The organism is Microbacterium sp. NPDC060117, from assembly GCF_042729315.1.
Taxonomy (GTDB): domain Bacteria; phylum Actinomycetota; class Actinomycetes; order Actinomycetales; family Microbacteriaceae; genus Microbacterium.
Map to the genome: position 1 here is coordinate 81,980 of NZ_JBHWXR010000003.1, position 14,158 is coordinate 96,137.

Consider the following 14,158-nt stretch of genomic DNA (forward strand, 5'->3'; position numbering starts at 1 on the left):
ACGGACCGCGGAATCGGGGGCCGCGACGGCCGGGCGGGATCGTTCCGCCACCGGCCGTCGCCGCCCCCGGGCGGATCAGTGCTTCTCGTGGATGAGCGACCAGGGCGAGGGGAACACGTCCACCCGCACCCGGACGATCGCCGGACGCCGGGCCGCGATCGCGGCCTCGATCGCGGTGCGGACGCCGTCGGCGTCCTCGACGTCCACGAAGTCGATCCCGAACGCCTGCGCGAGCAGCGCGAAATCGGGGTTGACGAGGTCGGAGCCGATGAAGCGCCCGCCGTAGGTGTCGCGCTGGATGCGCCACACGTTGCCGAACCGTCCGTCCTCGAACAGCACGGTCACCAGCGGGATCCCGTACCGCTTGGCGGTCGCGAACTCCTGCAGCGACCAGCCGATCCCGCCGTCGCCGGTGACGGCGACGACCGGGCGGCCACCCGAGCCCACTGCCGCGCCGAGCGCGGTCGGCATCGCATAGCCGAGCGTGCCCTGGTATCCGGGCCACACGTACGAGTGCGGCGCCTGCACGGGGAAGCCGTAGGTGGAGACGTAACCGATCTGGGTGAGCTCGTTCACGTACACGCCGTCCTCAGGCAGCGCGGCGCGGATCGCGTCGACGAAGGCCATCTGCGGTGCCACGCGCTCGCGGATCCGCTCCTCGCACTCGGCGCGCAGGCGACGCAGCTCGTCCCCCCATCCCTCCCGCGCCGGGGCCTCGGCGACGAGCGCCTCGAGCACCGCGGTCGCGTCGGCCTGGATGGCGAGGTCGGGCCGTCGCGGGGATCCGAGATCCGCGGCCTCGACGTTGACGAGCGCGATCCGCGCGTCGCCGACGTTCAGCTGCTGCCCGAACGGGGTGAGGAAGCGGCTGCCGAACGAGATCACGAGGTCGGCCGTCGCGCGCAGCTCCCAGAGGGCGAAGGCGGGGAGGGCATGCGGATCGCGCGCGTCGATCACCCCGCGGCCGTTCTCGCTCATGACGACCGGGGCGTCCAACTTCTCGGCGAGAGCCGCGATGAGCGCGAACGCGCGCGTCCCGCGCACACCGCCGCCGACGTGCAGGACCGGGCGCTCGCTCTCGGCGAGCAGGCGCAGGAGCGCCGTCACGTCCTCGGCGGGCGCGACCGGCGCCTCCACCGCGAACGGGTCGCCGACCTCGACGTCGATCTCGGCGTGCAGCAGATCCGGCCCCAGCTCGAGGGCGACCGGGCGCGGACGTCCGGTGCGCATCTGGCGGAAGCCCTCGTGCACCAGCTCGGGGATCTCCTCGGCCCGGGTGGGCCGCACCGCCCATTTCGTGAGCCCCCCGACCGTCTCGGTCTGACGCGGGATCTCATGCAGCGCACCGAGCCCGCCGCCGACGAGACGCGAGGGGATCGTTCCGGCCAGCAGCATCACCTGCGAGGAGCACGCGTACGCCGTCGCCATGCCCGCTCCGGCGTTGAGCACGCCGGGCCCGGGCACCACCATCGCGACGCCCGGCTTCCCGGATGCCCTGTGGTAGCCGTCCGCCATGTACGTCGTGCTCTGCTCGTGCCGCGGGACGAGCAGATCGATCTCGTCCTGCTTGCGGTACATCCCGTCGGTGAGTCCGTCCAGCTGCACGCCGGGGATTCCGAAGACCGTCTCGACGCCCTCGCTGAGCAGGGCCAGGGTGAGCGCGTCGCCGCCTGTCATCTTTGCCATCGCATCGCCTCTCAAGAAATGAATATAATGAATATAGATCTATTTCCCGGATCTCTGCAACGCGACCATCTGTCGGCGGCTTCCTCGGAGGCTCGCAACCGCGTCCGGCAGATCCCGGAGAGCAGCGGAAAGGGAGGCGGGCGATGACGCTCGAAGCACAGGTGCAGGCCTATGCGGACCGGCTCGGACGGCCGATTATCGTGTTCGACGCGGAGTTCGCCGTCACCGCGTTCAGCGTGCACGACGGCGACGTCGACCATGCACGACTGGCGATCATCCTGGCCCACCGCGGCTCATCCCGCGCACGGGAGTCGATCAAGGAGTTCCGGGTCGGGCAGGCGGACGGCCCGGTGCTGATCCCGGCGATCGAGGGCGGGCAGACGCGACTCGTCGCACCGATCCGGCACGACGGGCACCTTGTCGGCTACGTGTCGTCGACAGTCCCGGAAGGGTACGAGCCCGTCGCCGATGACGAGGTGCTGCGCACCGGCCGTGAGCAGTTGGGCGTGGTGCTCGCCGCGATGGCGCTCGGCAACAGGCAGGACGAGGACAGGGCGCTGCGACTGCTCTCCGCTCTGTTCGGCGGGGCGGCGGAACAGCGGGCACGCGCCGCGGACGAGCTGCTCACGAGCGGCCTGCTCTCCCCCGCCCCGCACTACACCGCGATCTCGCTCGCGGTGGCACCTGGCGCCGTGGCGAGCGCAGCCACCCTGCGCCTCCTGCTGGACCGTGCCGTCGCGAGCATCCCGGTGTTCCCGACCCTCAAGGCGGTCGGGGCGGTGATCGACGGCGAGGCCGTCCTCGCCGTGCCCTACGAGATCGACGCCGATCGCCTCACCGCCCTGCTCGCGCAGCCCGCGTTCTCCGCACTGCGCGCCGGAATCGGGGGCGCGCACGCCCCGCTCGCCTCGGCCGTGCGGTCGCTCCGGGAGGCGCGCATCGCCCAGCGCGCCGCGGTCGTCGACGAAGCACGAGGCAGCGTCGCGCACTGGGCCGACCTGGGCCTCGACCGTGTGCTCCTGCAGCTGCCACTCGCGGAGCTCGCACTCACCGATCTCCCCGAGGCGGTGCAGCGCCTGCTCGACGCGCAGTCCGGCCCCGACCTCGCGCACACGCTCGAGGCCTATCTGGACTGCGGCTGCGATGCGCAGCGCACGGCGCAGGAGCTCCACGTGCACCGGAGCACCCTCTACTACCGGCTCGACCGGATCCGCGCGATCGCCGACGTCGACCTCGCCGACGGAGGCGTGCGCCGCGAGCTGCACACCGCGCTGCGCGTCGCGACGCTCGCCGGCCTGCGCTGACACGCAGACAGCGATCGGACAATTGACTATATTGATTAGAGTTTATTGCGGCCGTCCTCCGACCGCCGCAACCCCGCCGCACGCAAGGGAGCTGCCATGAACGCACTGCTGACCTCGGTCTCCGACCCCGACGGCCGCCCGATCCTCGACGCCGCAACCCGCGCGGAGGTCGGACGCGCCCCGGTCCGCACCGTCGCGGATCTGGAGCGGGCGATCGACGCCGCGCGGACCGCCCAGCCCGGCTGGGCCGCTCTCGGCCACGCCGAGCGCTCCCGACTGCTGCACCTCGTGGCCGACGACCTCGACGCGCACGCCGACGAGCTCGGCGAGATCGTCACCGCCGAGCAGGGCAAGATCGACGGCGCCGGAGAGGTGCACGGCGCCGCGCACTGGCTGCGTGCCGCCGCCGATACGGTCCTGGAGCCGCAGGTGCTGCGCGAGGAGGGCGCCTCCCGCACCGAGCTGCATTTCGTCCCGCTCGGCGTCGTCGCCTCGATCGGCCCGTGGAACTTCCCCGTCATGATCTCGGTCTGGCACATCGCGCCGGCGCTGCGCATGGGCAACACGGTCGTCATGAAGCCATCGGAGAACACCCCGCTGAGCGTCCTCGCGCTCGCGGAGATCTTCCGGCGCCACCTGCCCTCCGACGTCGTGACCGCCGTCTCCGGCGATCGCGAGGTGGGGGCGGCGCTGGCCGCGCACCCCGACGTCGCGAAGATCGTCTTCACCGGATCCACCCCGACCGGCCGGCGCATCGTGGAGAGCTCGGCGCACAACCTCGCCCGGCTCACGCTCGAGCTCGGCGGCAACGACGCCGGGATCGTGCTGCCCGGCACGGACGTCGCCGCGGTCGCCGATCGCCTGTTCTGGGGCGCCTTCATGAACACCGGGCAGGTGTGCGCCGCGCTCAAGCGCCTCTACGTGCACGACTCCGTCTACGACGAGGTGGTCACCGCGCTCGCCGAGCGCGCCGAGGCCGCGCCGATGGGCTCGGGACACGACAAGAGCAACCGGCTCGGCCCGGTGCAGAACCCCGCCCAGTTCGACATCGTCTCGCGCCTCGTCGACGACGCCCGCGAGCGCGGGGGCAGGATCGTCACGGGCGGGGAGCCGGCCGCGGATCTCGGCCCGCTCTTCTACCGCGCCACGATCGTCGCCGACGTCGAGGACGGCACGGCGATCGTCGACGAGGAGCAGTTCGGCCCCGTGCTGCCCGTCGTCCGCTACACCGAGGTCGACGACGCGGTGCGCCGCGCGAACGGCACGGAGCAGGGCCTCGGCGCCTCGGTATGGGGTCCGGACGCCGATGCGGCTGCCGAGGTCGCCCAGCGCCTCGACGCCGGCACGGTGTGGATCAACCAGCACGGCGGCGTGGATCCGTCGATCCCCTTCGGCGGCACCAAGGCCTCGGGCTACGGGCTGGAGTTCGGCGTCGAGGGGTTGAAGGCGATGGCGGCGACGAAGGTCATCCGCCGCTGACGGGCTGGCGCCCGCCGGGGGACCGCGTTTTCGTCTCGGTCACCTGCGGCGTCCTCGCTCAACGACCCCGGGAGGAGTTCCGGGGTCGTTGAGCGGCCCCGGCGTAGCCGGAGCGAGCCGAAACGCGGCAACCGCCAGGCGGGTCAGACGGCCCCGCGGAGCAGCTCCCAGAGCGCGGCGGCCTCCGGAGCGGTCGGCGCGGCGCCGCGCCAGACCACGGTCTGGTCCTGTCGGACGAGGGTGATCGGCTGGTCGTACTCGGCCGGCAGCCCTTCCGCGACCTCGACGGCGGCGAACGGGATCCCGCGCAGCTCGGCGGCCGCGGCGAGCACCGCGACCGGGACGCCCGGTGCGCACACCGCCGTGTAGCCGGCGGAGAGCAGGTCGTAGAGCGAGGTGCCGTCGGCGAGCCGGAAGTGCGGGGCGCGGCAGCCGGGGACCGTCGAGGCCGTGTAGGAGCCCATCGTGTACTCGGGCGCCGTCCCGTCGTCGTACCGGATGATCGGCGAGGCGTCGTAGCTGTAGCCGTAGTTGAGTCCCGCCGCCGCGAACTGGGGCTCGTTGAGGTCGTGGACGGCGGCGCCGAACGCTCGACGTGCCTCGTCCCCCTCCGGCCCGTCGTCCTCGAGCACCGCAGGCAGTCCAGGCTTGGCGAGCTTCTGCTGATGGCTCATCGCGAAGTGCGAGACCTGCTCCGTGATCGGGCGGCGCTCGGCCTGGTACGCATCCAGGATCCGCTCGTCCGCCCAGCCCGCGATTCGCGCGCCGAGCAGCCAGGTGAGGTTCAGCACGTCGGCGATGCCCGCGTTCATGCCGAATCCGGCGAACGGCACCCAGAGGTGGCAGGCGTCGCCGGCGATGAAGACCCGGCCGTCGCGGAAGCCGTCGGCGAGCAGGCGCCGCGCGACCCAGTCCTCCTTCGAGACGACCTCGTAGGAGAAGTCCTCGTCGACGCCGAGGATCGCGCGGATCGCCGCATCGCGGTCGACGGATCCCGGATCCTCCGCCTCCTGGGGCGAGAGGTAGGTGTGCACGAGGAACGTCCCCGTGCCGTCGATCGCGTAGACGTGGCCCACCCGGCGCGGGTTGAACGTGTAGTAGCCCCAGGCGCGGGGCTCGTCGGCCGACATGAGCCCGTACAGCTGCGGAGCGCGGATGCACGTCGACTGCACGTGCTGCAGCACCGGATCGCCGCTGAGCTTCGCCCCGATCTGCTTGCGCACCGCCGAACGGCCGCCGTCCGCGCCGATGAGGTAGCGGGCGCGCAGGGTGCGCTCGTGCGCGCCGTCGAGGTCGCTGATCGTCGCGGTGACGCCGTCCTCGTCCTGTGCGAAGGCATGGAACCGGGTGCGGTTGAGCAGCGTCACCCCGGGCGCCTCCGCCGCGTGCCGGGCGAGGATCGGCTCCAGGAACGTCTGGTTGATGCGGTGCGGCGGCTCGGGTGTCGCCCAGGTCGTGTCGGGCCCGTCCGTCGCGGTGTACCGCTCGCCGCTCGCCGGGATCGGGATGCGGGACAGCTCGCGCCCCGTGAGGGAGGTGCGGAACGCCACATCCTGCGGGTAGTCGGCGGGCAGGCCCGCCGCGCGCACCTCGGCCGCGATCCCGAGCCGGCGCAGGCTCTCCATGGTGCGGGACGCGACGTGGTTGCACTTCACGTTCGGCGGTTCGAGGAAGTCGCGCGTCTCGACCACGATCGCCGAGACCCCGCGGGAGGACAGGTCGAGCGCGGCGAGCAGGCCGACCGGGCCCGCTCCGATGATGAGGACGTCGGCGTCCGGCGTGCCGGTCATCGTGCTCCATTCGGGTCGGCCGCCGGACGGATCGGATCCCCGAGGCGGCGGAAGTCGTAGAGGTCGAGGGTGAGCTCCCCCGCGCGCAGGCGCGCCATGTACGCGTCCTCCTTCGCGGCACGGGCGCGCGCCGCGTCGCGGATGCGCCCGACGTCCCCGGCGGGCAGGATCGCCACGCCGTCGCGGTCCGCGACCACCAGGTCGCCCGCGTTCACGACGCGGCCGCGCAGCGTGATCGGGATCCCGATCGTGCCGGGCCAGTGCTTGATCGTGCCGCGGATCGAGATCGAGGTGCTGAACGCCGCGAAGCCGAGTTCGCGCAGCTGCGCGGTGTCGCGCACGCCGCCGTCGATCACGAGGCCCGCGATGCCGCGCGCCTGCGCCGCCACCGCCATCACCTCGCCCCAGTAGCCGAAGGGCGCTCCCCCGGCGTCGACGACGAGCACATCGCCAGGGCCGGCCGCCTCGAGGCCGTGGTGCAGGGCGAGGTTGTCCCCCGCCTGCGCCGCCACCGGCACCGCGCGTCCGACGATCTCCGCGCCGTCCCAGGCGGGGCGGAACGCCGCGTCGAGGAAGCAGTCCTGCCCGGAGGCCTCGTACAGCGTCGCGCTCCCGAGGCGGAGCAGCTCCGCGGCGTCGACCGGGTACGCGCCGCTCACGCCTCGGCCCGCTGCAGGTCGTGGTAGCCGTAGCGCGCGCGGGCCTCGGCGATCGACGCGCCGCCGAGCGCTGCGGCGAGGATCGACTCCTCGCGGGCATGGATCGTGTCCGCGACCTCGAGCACCTCGGTCTCGCAGTCCTGCGGGATCGCGACGACCCCGTCGGAGTCGCCGAGCAGGATGTCGCCCGGACGGACGGTGACGCCGCCGATCGTGACCGGCCCCTGCTCCTCGGCGACCTCGACGCGGTCCTTGCCGGTGCGCATGAAGCGCCCGCGGCTGTAGATGGGATAGCCGATCGACAGGGCGCGATGCGTGTCGCGGCACACCCCCTCGATCACGGTGCCGGCGATCCCCCTGTGGTGCGCGACGGCGGTGAGGATGTCCCCCCACACCGTGCAGTCCACGCGGGCGTCGTTGTCGAGCACGACCACCTGCCCGGGCTCGACCTGGTCGATGAAGTCGCCGACCGTGCCGGCCGGCACCTGCGCGCTGACGTAGCGGACGGTGAAGGCGCGGCCGACCATGCGCTGGCCGTCGGCGAGCGGCGCGAGGCCGAGCAGGCTTCCGGGGCGGCGCAGCTTGTCGAGCGCGTCCGAGACGGTCGCGGTGCCGAGCTCCCGGAAGCGCTCGATGAGGGGATCCGTCATGGCTTCTGCTCCTCTGCGGTGACGGTGGGGAACTGGGAGTCGTGCATGACCTCGCTCACGTCCCGACCCGCGCGCACGGCCTCCGCCATGCGCTCCTCCCGGTCCGCGATGCGGCGGGCGAGGCCCACCACACGCTCGGCCTGGTCGGCGGCGACGAACACGACGCCGTTGACGTCGGCGATCACGTAGTCGTAGGAGGCGACCGGGACGCCCGCGACCTGGATCCGCTCGTCCGCCGCCTGCTGCACGATCCGGCCGCGCGCGCTCACCGGCACGGCGGCGCGGGCGAACAGGGGCAGGCCGAGCGCTGCGCTCTCCTGCACGTCGCGGCACGCGCCGTCGACGATCACGCCGGCCACGCCGCGGCGCACGGCGGCCTCGGCGAGCAGACCGCCCCAGCACGACACGTCGATGCGGCCGTGGTTGTCGATCACGACGACGTCGTCGGGCTCGGCGACGGCGACGAGCGGCGTAGCGATGTGCGTCGCGGGGCCTGCCGCGGCCTTGGGCGCCGCCGTGACCGTGCGCACCCGGCCCGCGGTCACGCCGGCCGACGGCCAGCGCGGCGCGAGGGCTGTGACGGCGCCGGGGAGGCCGAGCGTGTCCAGCGCGTCCGACACCGCGCAGCTGTCCAGCTCGCGCAGCGCCGCGACGATCGGATCGGTCATCGGGCGGTCCGCTCCCAGGTGAGGAAGCCCATCGCGTTGCCCGTGCCGGCCTCGGTGCGGTAGCACGGCTCGTAGTCGACGTTCGTGACGCTGAGACCGACCTCATCGGCGATGCCGGCGACCGCGATCCAGTTGCGCAGCTCGGAGGCGCCCGACATCATCTCGCCCGCGGGGACCGACGAGAGGTACGCGGCGTCGTGGTCCTTCATCGCCTGGATGAACTCGGAGTCGAGCTTCTCGTCGATGACGAAGTGACTGAGGCCGCCGGATGCGACGACGCCGACCCTCAGGTCGCCGGGGAACGACTGGATCGCCCGGCCGACGGCGCGTCCGAAGTCGTAGCAGCGCTTGGCGCTCGGCGGATTCGGCTCCCAGAACGTGTTGATGAAGATCGGCACCATCGGGATCGTCGACTCCTGGCCGAGGAAGCGCTGGTAGATGAAGCCGAAGCCGTGCGGGATCGTGTGGTTCTCGTAGCGTCCGGCCGGGATGATCTCCGTCGCGCCGGTGTCGAAGTCATCCGCCTGGGTCGACTGGATGATGTGCTTGCCGAGCGCGCGGTGCGTGGGGCGCAGGACCGTGCGGTCGGGCACATCCCCCATCGCGGCCTCGGCGAGGCCGGGAGCCATCTCGTCCAGCTGCGCCTGCGTGTACGGCACGTGGGCGACCTCGTCGCCCCAGAACACCGAGAACGGTGCGAGCCACTCGTCGCCGTAGGTCTCCTTGTGGTCGCTCGAGATGATGACGAGCACGTCCACGTCCTGATCCGCGATGAAGCGGGAGAGCGAGTCCATCGACGCCTGGCAGCTGTCCCAGCGGCGCTGCATGACGTCGTGGGTGATCTCGGCGGAGAAGTCCTCGCGGAGGGCCTTGAGCTCCTCGAACGAGTACGTGCCCCCGCGGAACTTCAGGCCCTTGCTGCGACGGTCGGCGACGCCGCGCGTCTCCCAGGCCTCGGGCGGCGCGGCCTTGAGCTGCGGGCCGTGCGAGGTGCCGAATCCGGCGACGATCTCGGTCATGGTGGATCCTTTCTCGGAGTGCGGGCGCGGCCGTCAGAGACGGAAGAGGGCGCGCGCGTTGTTCTCGAGCACGTCGGCGCGACGGTCGTCGTCGAGCCACTCGATGTCGTCGATGAGCAGGTGGATGTCGTCGAACCAGCGCCCGGTCGCCGGGTCGATCTGCGACCCGGTGCCCGGCTTCTCGGATCCGAAGAGCACGCGGTCGGTCCCGACGGCCTTGAGCAGCAGCTCGAGGCTCTCCTGGGTGTAGAGGCAGGAGTCGAAGTGGAAGTTGCGCAGCTTGTCGAGGTAGGAGACGCCGGTGCGCACGACCGAGGGCAGGAACCGGCCCATCTGGTACGGGATCGCCCCGCCGCCGTGCGCGACGACGACCTTCAGATCCGGGAAATCGGCGAAGACGCTCGCCTGGATCATGCTCCAGACCGAGACCGTCTCCTCCTGGATGAAGTGCAGGCTGTACGGCTCGCGCGAGGGGAACTTGCACCCCGCAGAGTGCAGCAGCATCGGCACGTCGAGCTCGCAGAGCGCCTCGTAGAGCGGGTACCAGTAGCGCTCGCCCATCGCCGGCGGCACCTCGGTGCCCTCATAGGGGTCGGAGTTGACCATCGCCCCGACGAAGCCGAGCTCGGTGACGGCGCGGCGCAGCTCGGGCAGCCATTGCTCGACGCTCAGGTAGGGGCTCTGCGGGATCCCGGCGACGCCCCGGAAGCGGCCGGGGAAGAGCTCGGTCGCGCGGTGGATGAGGTTGTTGGTCTCGGCCGTGAACCACTCGACGATCTTCGTCGGACGCTCGGAGTGCATCGCGTGGAACGGCCGCGGGGAGAGCAGCTGCAGATCGATCCCCGCACCGTCGATGTGGTCGAGGTGCGAGATGTTCCCGAAGCTCGGATGCGGTGCGTTGTACGAGGCGATGAGGGCGTCGTCGCTGATGACCGGGGGCTTGCCGCCGTGCGAGCCCCGCGCCGCGAGCAGCGAGGCCTTCCACGCGTAGTACGCGTCCGGGGCGGACATGTGGCCGTGGACATCGATGATCACGGGGGCTCCTTCTGAGTCTTCTGCGGTCCGGAGGGCCGGGGCTTCGTCGCTGTCTCGACGCTATGAGAGGCCGGATCGGGGCGGATCGGCCGGCTGCGGGAAACTCCCCGGGACGGATCCGACACGGTGTCCGAATCGGGTCCGCCCCGGGCGCCGCGGTTCGGGCGCCGCGGCTCGGAGGTCACTGCACGAGGACGCTCGCGGCGGCGCGGATGCGCTTCAGGAACGGCTCGGCCGGGTCCTCGACGGGGACGTCGCCGCCGCGCAGGATCACCGCGAGCGCGTCGTCGAGCACCATCGACGGATCCTCCGGCATGCCTGCCGACCGCCACGCGACCTTGCGGTCGGGGCGCACGAGCAGCGCGCCGTCCTCGCCGATCTCCCGCGCACCGTTCCACGCGCCGTCGGCGTCGTCGATCGCGACGACGGTGACCGGCAGGGCGCCGCCGATGAGGTCGATCGCCTCCTGCCACCGGCCCGCGGCGGATTCCGAGGTGAGCAGGGTCAGCCCCACACGCTCGACGAGGTCGTTCGAGGACACCGCGGCGCCGCCCGCCGCGGTGCGGCTCGCCAGCCAGACGTGGGGCAGGTGATGGCCCGGACGCGACGTCGCCTGGAAGTCGGTGGGGTCGGCGGGGTCGCCCGGCACCGGAGTGCCGTCCGGCACCAGAGCGCCCGCCTCGTAGTGGAACCCGGCCTCGACGCCTAGCTGGCTGTAGTCGTGCGCGTTGTGCGCGACCTCGGCTTCGACGCGGGCGCGCATCGCCTCCCCCTCGGGGGTCTCGCTCACGAACACCTCGAGGTTGCGGAATCCCTCCGCCTCGTCCTCGCTGAAACCGAGTGCTGCGGCGATCGGGGGGTGCCGGTTCGCGTTCTCGAGCGAGTGCGCGGTGTACCACGCCACGATCGGCCGCCGCTCGGCCTGATAGCTGTCCAGCAGCGCATCGGGGGCCTGGCCGTCCAGCACCGCGGCGAGCTTCCAGCACAGGTTCTGCGCGTCCTGGATCCCGCTATTCAGGCCCAGGCCGCCCGTCGGCGGGTGCTTGTGCGCCGCGTCGCCCGCGAGGAACACGCGACCGGTGCGGAACCGCTTCGCGACTAGTCCGTTGTACGTCCACCGGGTCATCGAGTGCATCGTGATGGCGTGGTCCTCGGCGAGGCCGAGCATGCGCCGGATGGAGTCGAAGAGCACCTGCTCGTCGCTCGGATCTCCCTCGACCATCCAGCCGGCGACCGAGACCAGCCACTCCTCGGAGTCGCGGTCGTAGTGCGTGGGGCCGAGCGCCTGGATCGTGCCGCGCCGGCGCGCGCCGCCCGCCGGGTGCAGGAAATGACCGAGCAGCGCATCCGGCTCCGACCAGGCGGAGAGGTCGAGGCTGACGTGGTAATTCACGACCTCGCGCATGTCCCGTGGCCCTTCCAGCTCGACGCCGAGCAGAGCCGCACTGTCGCGTCCGCCGTCGGCGCCGATCACGTAGCGGGCGCGCACCTCGCGGACCTCGTCCGAGACCACGTCGCGGATCTCGACGGTCGCGGACTCCGCGTCCTGCCGGATGCCGACGACCTCCTGCTTCGCTCGGATCCGGCCGGGTGCTGCGGCGACCGCGTGCCGGTGGATGAGGGGATCCAGCCGCAGCTGCGGCATGTTCGCGAACGCCCGCGGGCTCGAGGCCCGATAGCGCTCGGCGTCGGGTCCGCCGCCCCATGCCGGGACCTCGCCGATCTTGAGTCCGTCGAAGCGCCCGGGTCCCGTCGCGGTCGTGTACCAGACCGCCTTGCGCCAGCGGTCGTGTGTGGGCGTTGCGGCGTAGATGTCGTCGGCGACGCCCATGTCGTGGAAAGCCTCCATGGTGCGCGGGTTGAGCAGGTGCGCGCGGGGGAAGCGGAACACGAAGTCGCGCCGCTCGACGAGCAGCACGTCGACGCCGCGCTGGGCGAGCAGGATCGCACAGCTCAGGCCGACCGGCCCGCCGCCCATGATGACGACCTCGACGGCCTCGGGCCACTCGTTCTCGCCGAGCGGCGGCAGGGGGGCGCGGGGGCTCTTCACGGATGCGGTCACGGATTCCTCCTCGAATGCGGAATCCCAGGCTAGGGAGGGGTTGGAACGCGACGATACGTGCCGAGAACGCGAAAGTCGGCCGCCGATTCCGACACGATGTCGCAACCCGTCATCGCCCCCGGACACGACGAAGGAGGACGTGCCGTCCCCCTCGGAGCAGCACGCCCTCTTCCGCCCGCGGGCCGGTTCTCAGCCCGAGATCGTAGGGACGGTCACCCACTGCCAGTAGGTGAACTCGTCCAGGTTCCAGTGACCGCCGTGTCGGCCGCCGTTGCCGGATGCGCCGATCCCGCCCATCGGGATGTGCGCGGCGTCGTAGATCGTCTGCCCGTTGACGGCCACCATGCCGGCCCGCAGCCGCGCCGCGAAGCCGAGCGCGCGGGCGACGTCGCGCGAGTGGATCGCCGCCGTGAGGCCGTAGTCGCTCGCATTGGCCAGCGCGAGGGCCTCCTCCTCCGTCCGGAATCGGGTGACGGGCGCGACGGGGCCGAAGATCTCCGACCGGAAGGCCGCATTGTCCCGGTCCACCCCGTCCAGCACCGTCGGTGCGTAGAACAGGCCGTCGTGGGCGCCGCCGTGGACGACACGGGCGCCGTCGGCGATCGCCGCCTGGACGATCCCGTGCACCCGCTCGGTCTGCGCGGCGGTGATGAGGGGGCCGAGCGTCGTACCGGGTGCGAGCGGATCGCCGGACACCAGTGCCGCCGCGGCCGCCCGCAGGCGCTCCACGTACTCGTCGGCGATGCTCTCATGCACGAGGTGGCGTCCGGTCGCCATGCAGATCTGTCCCTGATGACGGAAGGAGCCGGCGACGCCGGCGGCGACCGCCTGGTCCAGATCCGCGTCGGCCATCACGAGGAACGCGTTGTTGCCGCCGAGCTCGAGCACCACACGCTTGAGCAGACCCCCGGCGACCTCGCCGACCCTGCGGCCCGCGGCGGAGGAGCCGGTGAAGGAGATCACGTTCGTGTGCGGGGAGCGCACCACGGCCTCCCCCGTCTCGGGCCCGCCGGGGAGCACGTGCAGCACGCCGTCCGGAAGTCCGGCTCGGCGGAAAACCTCGGCGATCGCCGCGCCTCCGGAGAACGCCGTCTTGACGTCGGGCTTGAGCAGCACGGCGTTGCCGAGCGCGATCGCCGGCGCGACCGAGCGGATGGCGAGCATGAGCGGGGCGTTCCAGGGCGAGATGACGCCGACGACCCCGACCGGGATCCGCCGCGCCATCCCGATCGTCCCGGGGTCCTCGACCGGCAGCAGGTCGCCCTGCGACATCGTCACGAGCCCGGCGGCCGCGACGAGCTCGTCGATGGCTTTGTCGACCTCATGCCGCGCCTTGCCCGGGAGCGAGCCGCTCTCCCGGATCAGGACCTGCTCGACGTCCGCGCGGATCTCGCGCAGCGCGGCGGCCGCCCCCATGAGCACCTCGGCTCTGGTGCGGTAGGACGTACGACCCCAGGCGGCCTGGGCGGCGAGCGCGCTCTCGCCCGCGCGTGCGACGTCCGACTCGTCCGCGAGCCCGGTCTTCGCCACGAGGCCGCCGTCTCCGGGCGACGCGATCGACTGCACGCCGCCGGCCCCGGGAACCCATCCGTCCGAGAAGATGAGCCCGTCGATGTCCTCGATGTGCCACCGCGCCATCGCCGTCTCCGTCCTCCTCGTCGAGTGCTGCCAGGGCGATGCTATTCGACCTGCGCGCCCGCTCTCCCCGTCGCAGCGGCGCAAGGAGGAGCCCTCGGCTCAGACACCGTGTCGTGAGGCGCCAGGTCGATGCGCGAGCCCGGCGGCGTGCGCGAAGCCACGGGATCT

Annotated in this window: 11 protein-coding genes; 2 read left to right on the forward strand and 9 right to left on the reverse strand. The window is 72.2% G+C overall.

Features of this window, described 5'->3' with window-relative positions; translation table 11 throughout:
* Window positions 1-75 precede the first annotated feature (75 nt).
* Window positions 76-1,686, reverse strand: coding sequence for a thiamine pyrophosphate-binding protein (locus ACFWCK_RS12175; protein ID WP_378806063.1), 1,611 nt, complete (start codon window positions 1,684-1,686; stop codon window positions 76-78).
* A 143-nt stretch (window positions 1,687-1,829) separates the two neighbouring features.
* Here ACFWCK_RS12175 and ACFWCK_RS12180 point away from each other — a divergent pair, with 143 nt between their 5' ends.
* Window positions 1,830-2,990, forward strand: a complete 1,161-nt coding sequence (locus ACFWCK_RS12180) for a CdaR family transcriptional regulator (RefSeq protein ID WP_233311173.1) — start codon at window positions 1,830-1,832, stop codon at window positions 2,988-2,990.
* A gap of 96 nt (window positions 2,991-3,086) precedes the next feature.
* Window positions 3,087-4,469, forward strand: a complete 1,383-nt coding sequence (locus tag ACFWCK_RS12185; RefSeq protein WP_378806064.1) for an aldehyde dehydrogenase family protein — start codon at window positions 3,087-3,089, stop codon at window positions 4,467-4,469.
* Between the two features lie 143 nt (window positions 4,470-4,612).
* Here ACFWCK_RS12185 and ACFWCK_RS12190 read toward each other — a convergent pair whose 3' ends face one another.
* From ACFWCK_RS12190 to ACFWCK_RS12225, 8 genes are all read right to left on the reverse strand, one after another.
* Window positions 4,613-6,259, reverse strand: a complete 1,647-nt coding sequence (locus ACFWCK_RS12190; RefSeq protein ID WP_378806065.1) for an FAD-dependent monooxygenase — start codon at window positions 6,257-6,259, stop codon at window positions 4,613-4,615.
* Window positions 6,256-6,918, reverse strand: a complete 663-nt coding sequence (locus tag ACFWCK_RS12195) for a 4-carboxy-4-hydroxy-2-oxoadipate aldolase/oxaloacetate decarboxylase (RefSeq protein WP_378806066.1) — start codon at window positions 6,916-6,918, stop codon at window positions 6,256-6,258. The genes ACFWCK_RS12190 and ACFWCK_RS12195 overlap by 4 nt, the downstream gene beginning before the upstream one ends.
* The gene (locus ACFWCK_RS12200) at window positions 6,915-7,568 is read right to left on the reverse strand and encodes an RraA family protein (RefSeq protein ID WP_233311177.1); all 654 of its coding nucleotides are present in this window, start codon (window positions 7,566-7,568) and stop codon (window positions 6,915-6,917) included. Before ACFWCK_RS12200 ends, ACFWCK_RS12195 begins: the two co-directional genes overlap by 4 nt.
* Complete coding sequence (locus ACFWCK_RS12205; RefSeq protein WP_378806067.1) at window positions 7,565-8,236, reverse strand: RraA family protein; 672 nt, start codon at window positions 8,234-8,236, stop codon at window positions 7,565-7,567. Before ACFWCK_RS12205 ends, ACFWCK_RS12200 begins: the two co-directional genes overlap by 4 nt.
* The gene (locus tag ACFWCK_RS12210) at window positions 8,233-9,255 is read right to left on the reverse strand and encodes a hypothetical protein (RefSeq protein ID WP_378806068.1); all 1,023 of its coding nucleotides are present in this window, start codon (window positions 9,253-9,255) and stop codon (window positions 8,233-8,235) included. The genes ACFWCK_RS12205 and ACFWCK_RS12210 overlap by 4 nt, the downstream gene beginning before the upstream one ends.
* A gap of 33 nt (window positions 9,256-9,288) precedes the next feature.
* A complete protein-coding gene (locus ACFWCK_RS12215) occupies window positions 9,289-10,290 on the reverse strand; it encodes an amidohydrolase family protein (RefSeq protein ID WP_378806070.1) in 1,002 nt (333 codons plus the stop codon).
* 181 nt (window positions 10,291-10,471) lie between these two features.
* A complete protein-coding gene (locus ACFWCK_RS12220; RefSeq protein WP_378806071.1) occupies window positions 10,472-12,352 on the reverse strand; it encodes an FAD-dependent oxidoreductase in 1,881 nt (626 codons plus the stop codon).
* 189 nt (window positions 12,353-12,541) lie between these two features.
* A complete protein-coding gene (locus ACFWCK_RS12225; protein ID WP_378806072.1) occupies window positions 12,542-13,990 on the reverse strand; it encodes an aldehyde dehydrogenase family protein in 1,449 nt (482 codons plus the stop codon).
* Window positions 13,991-14,158 lie beyond the last annotated feature (168 nt).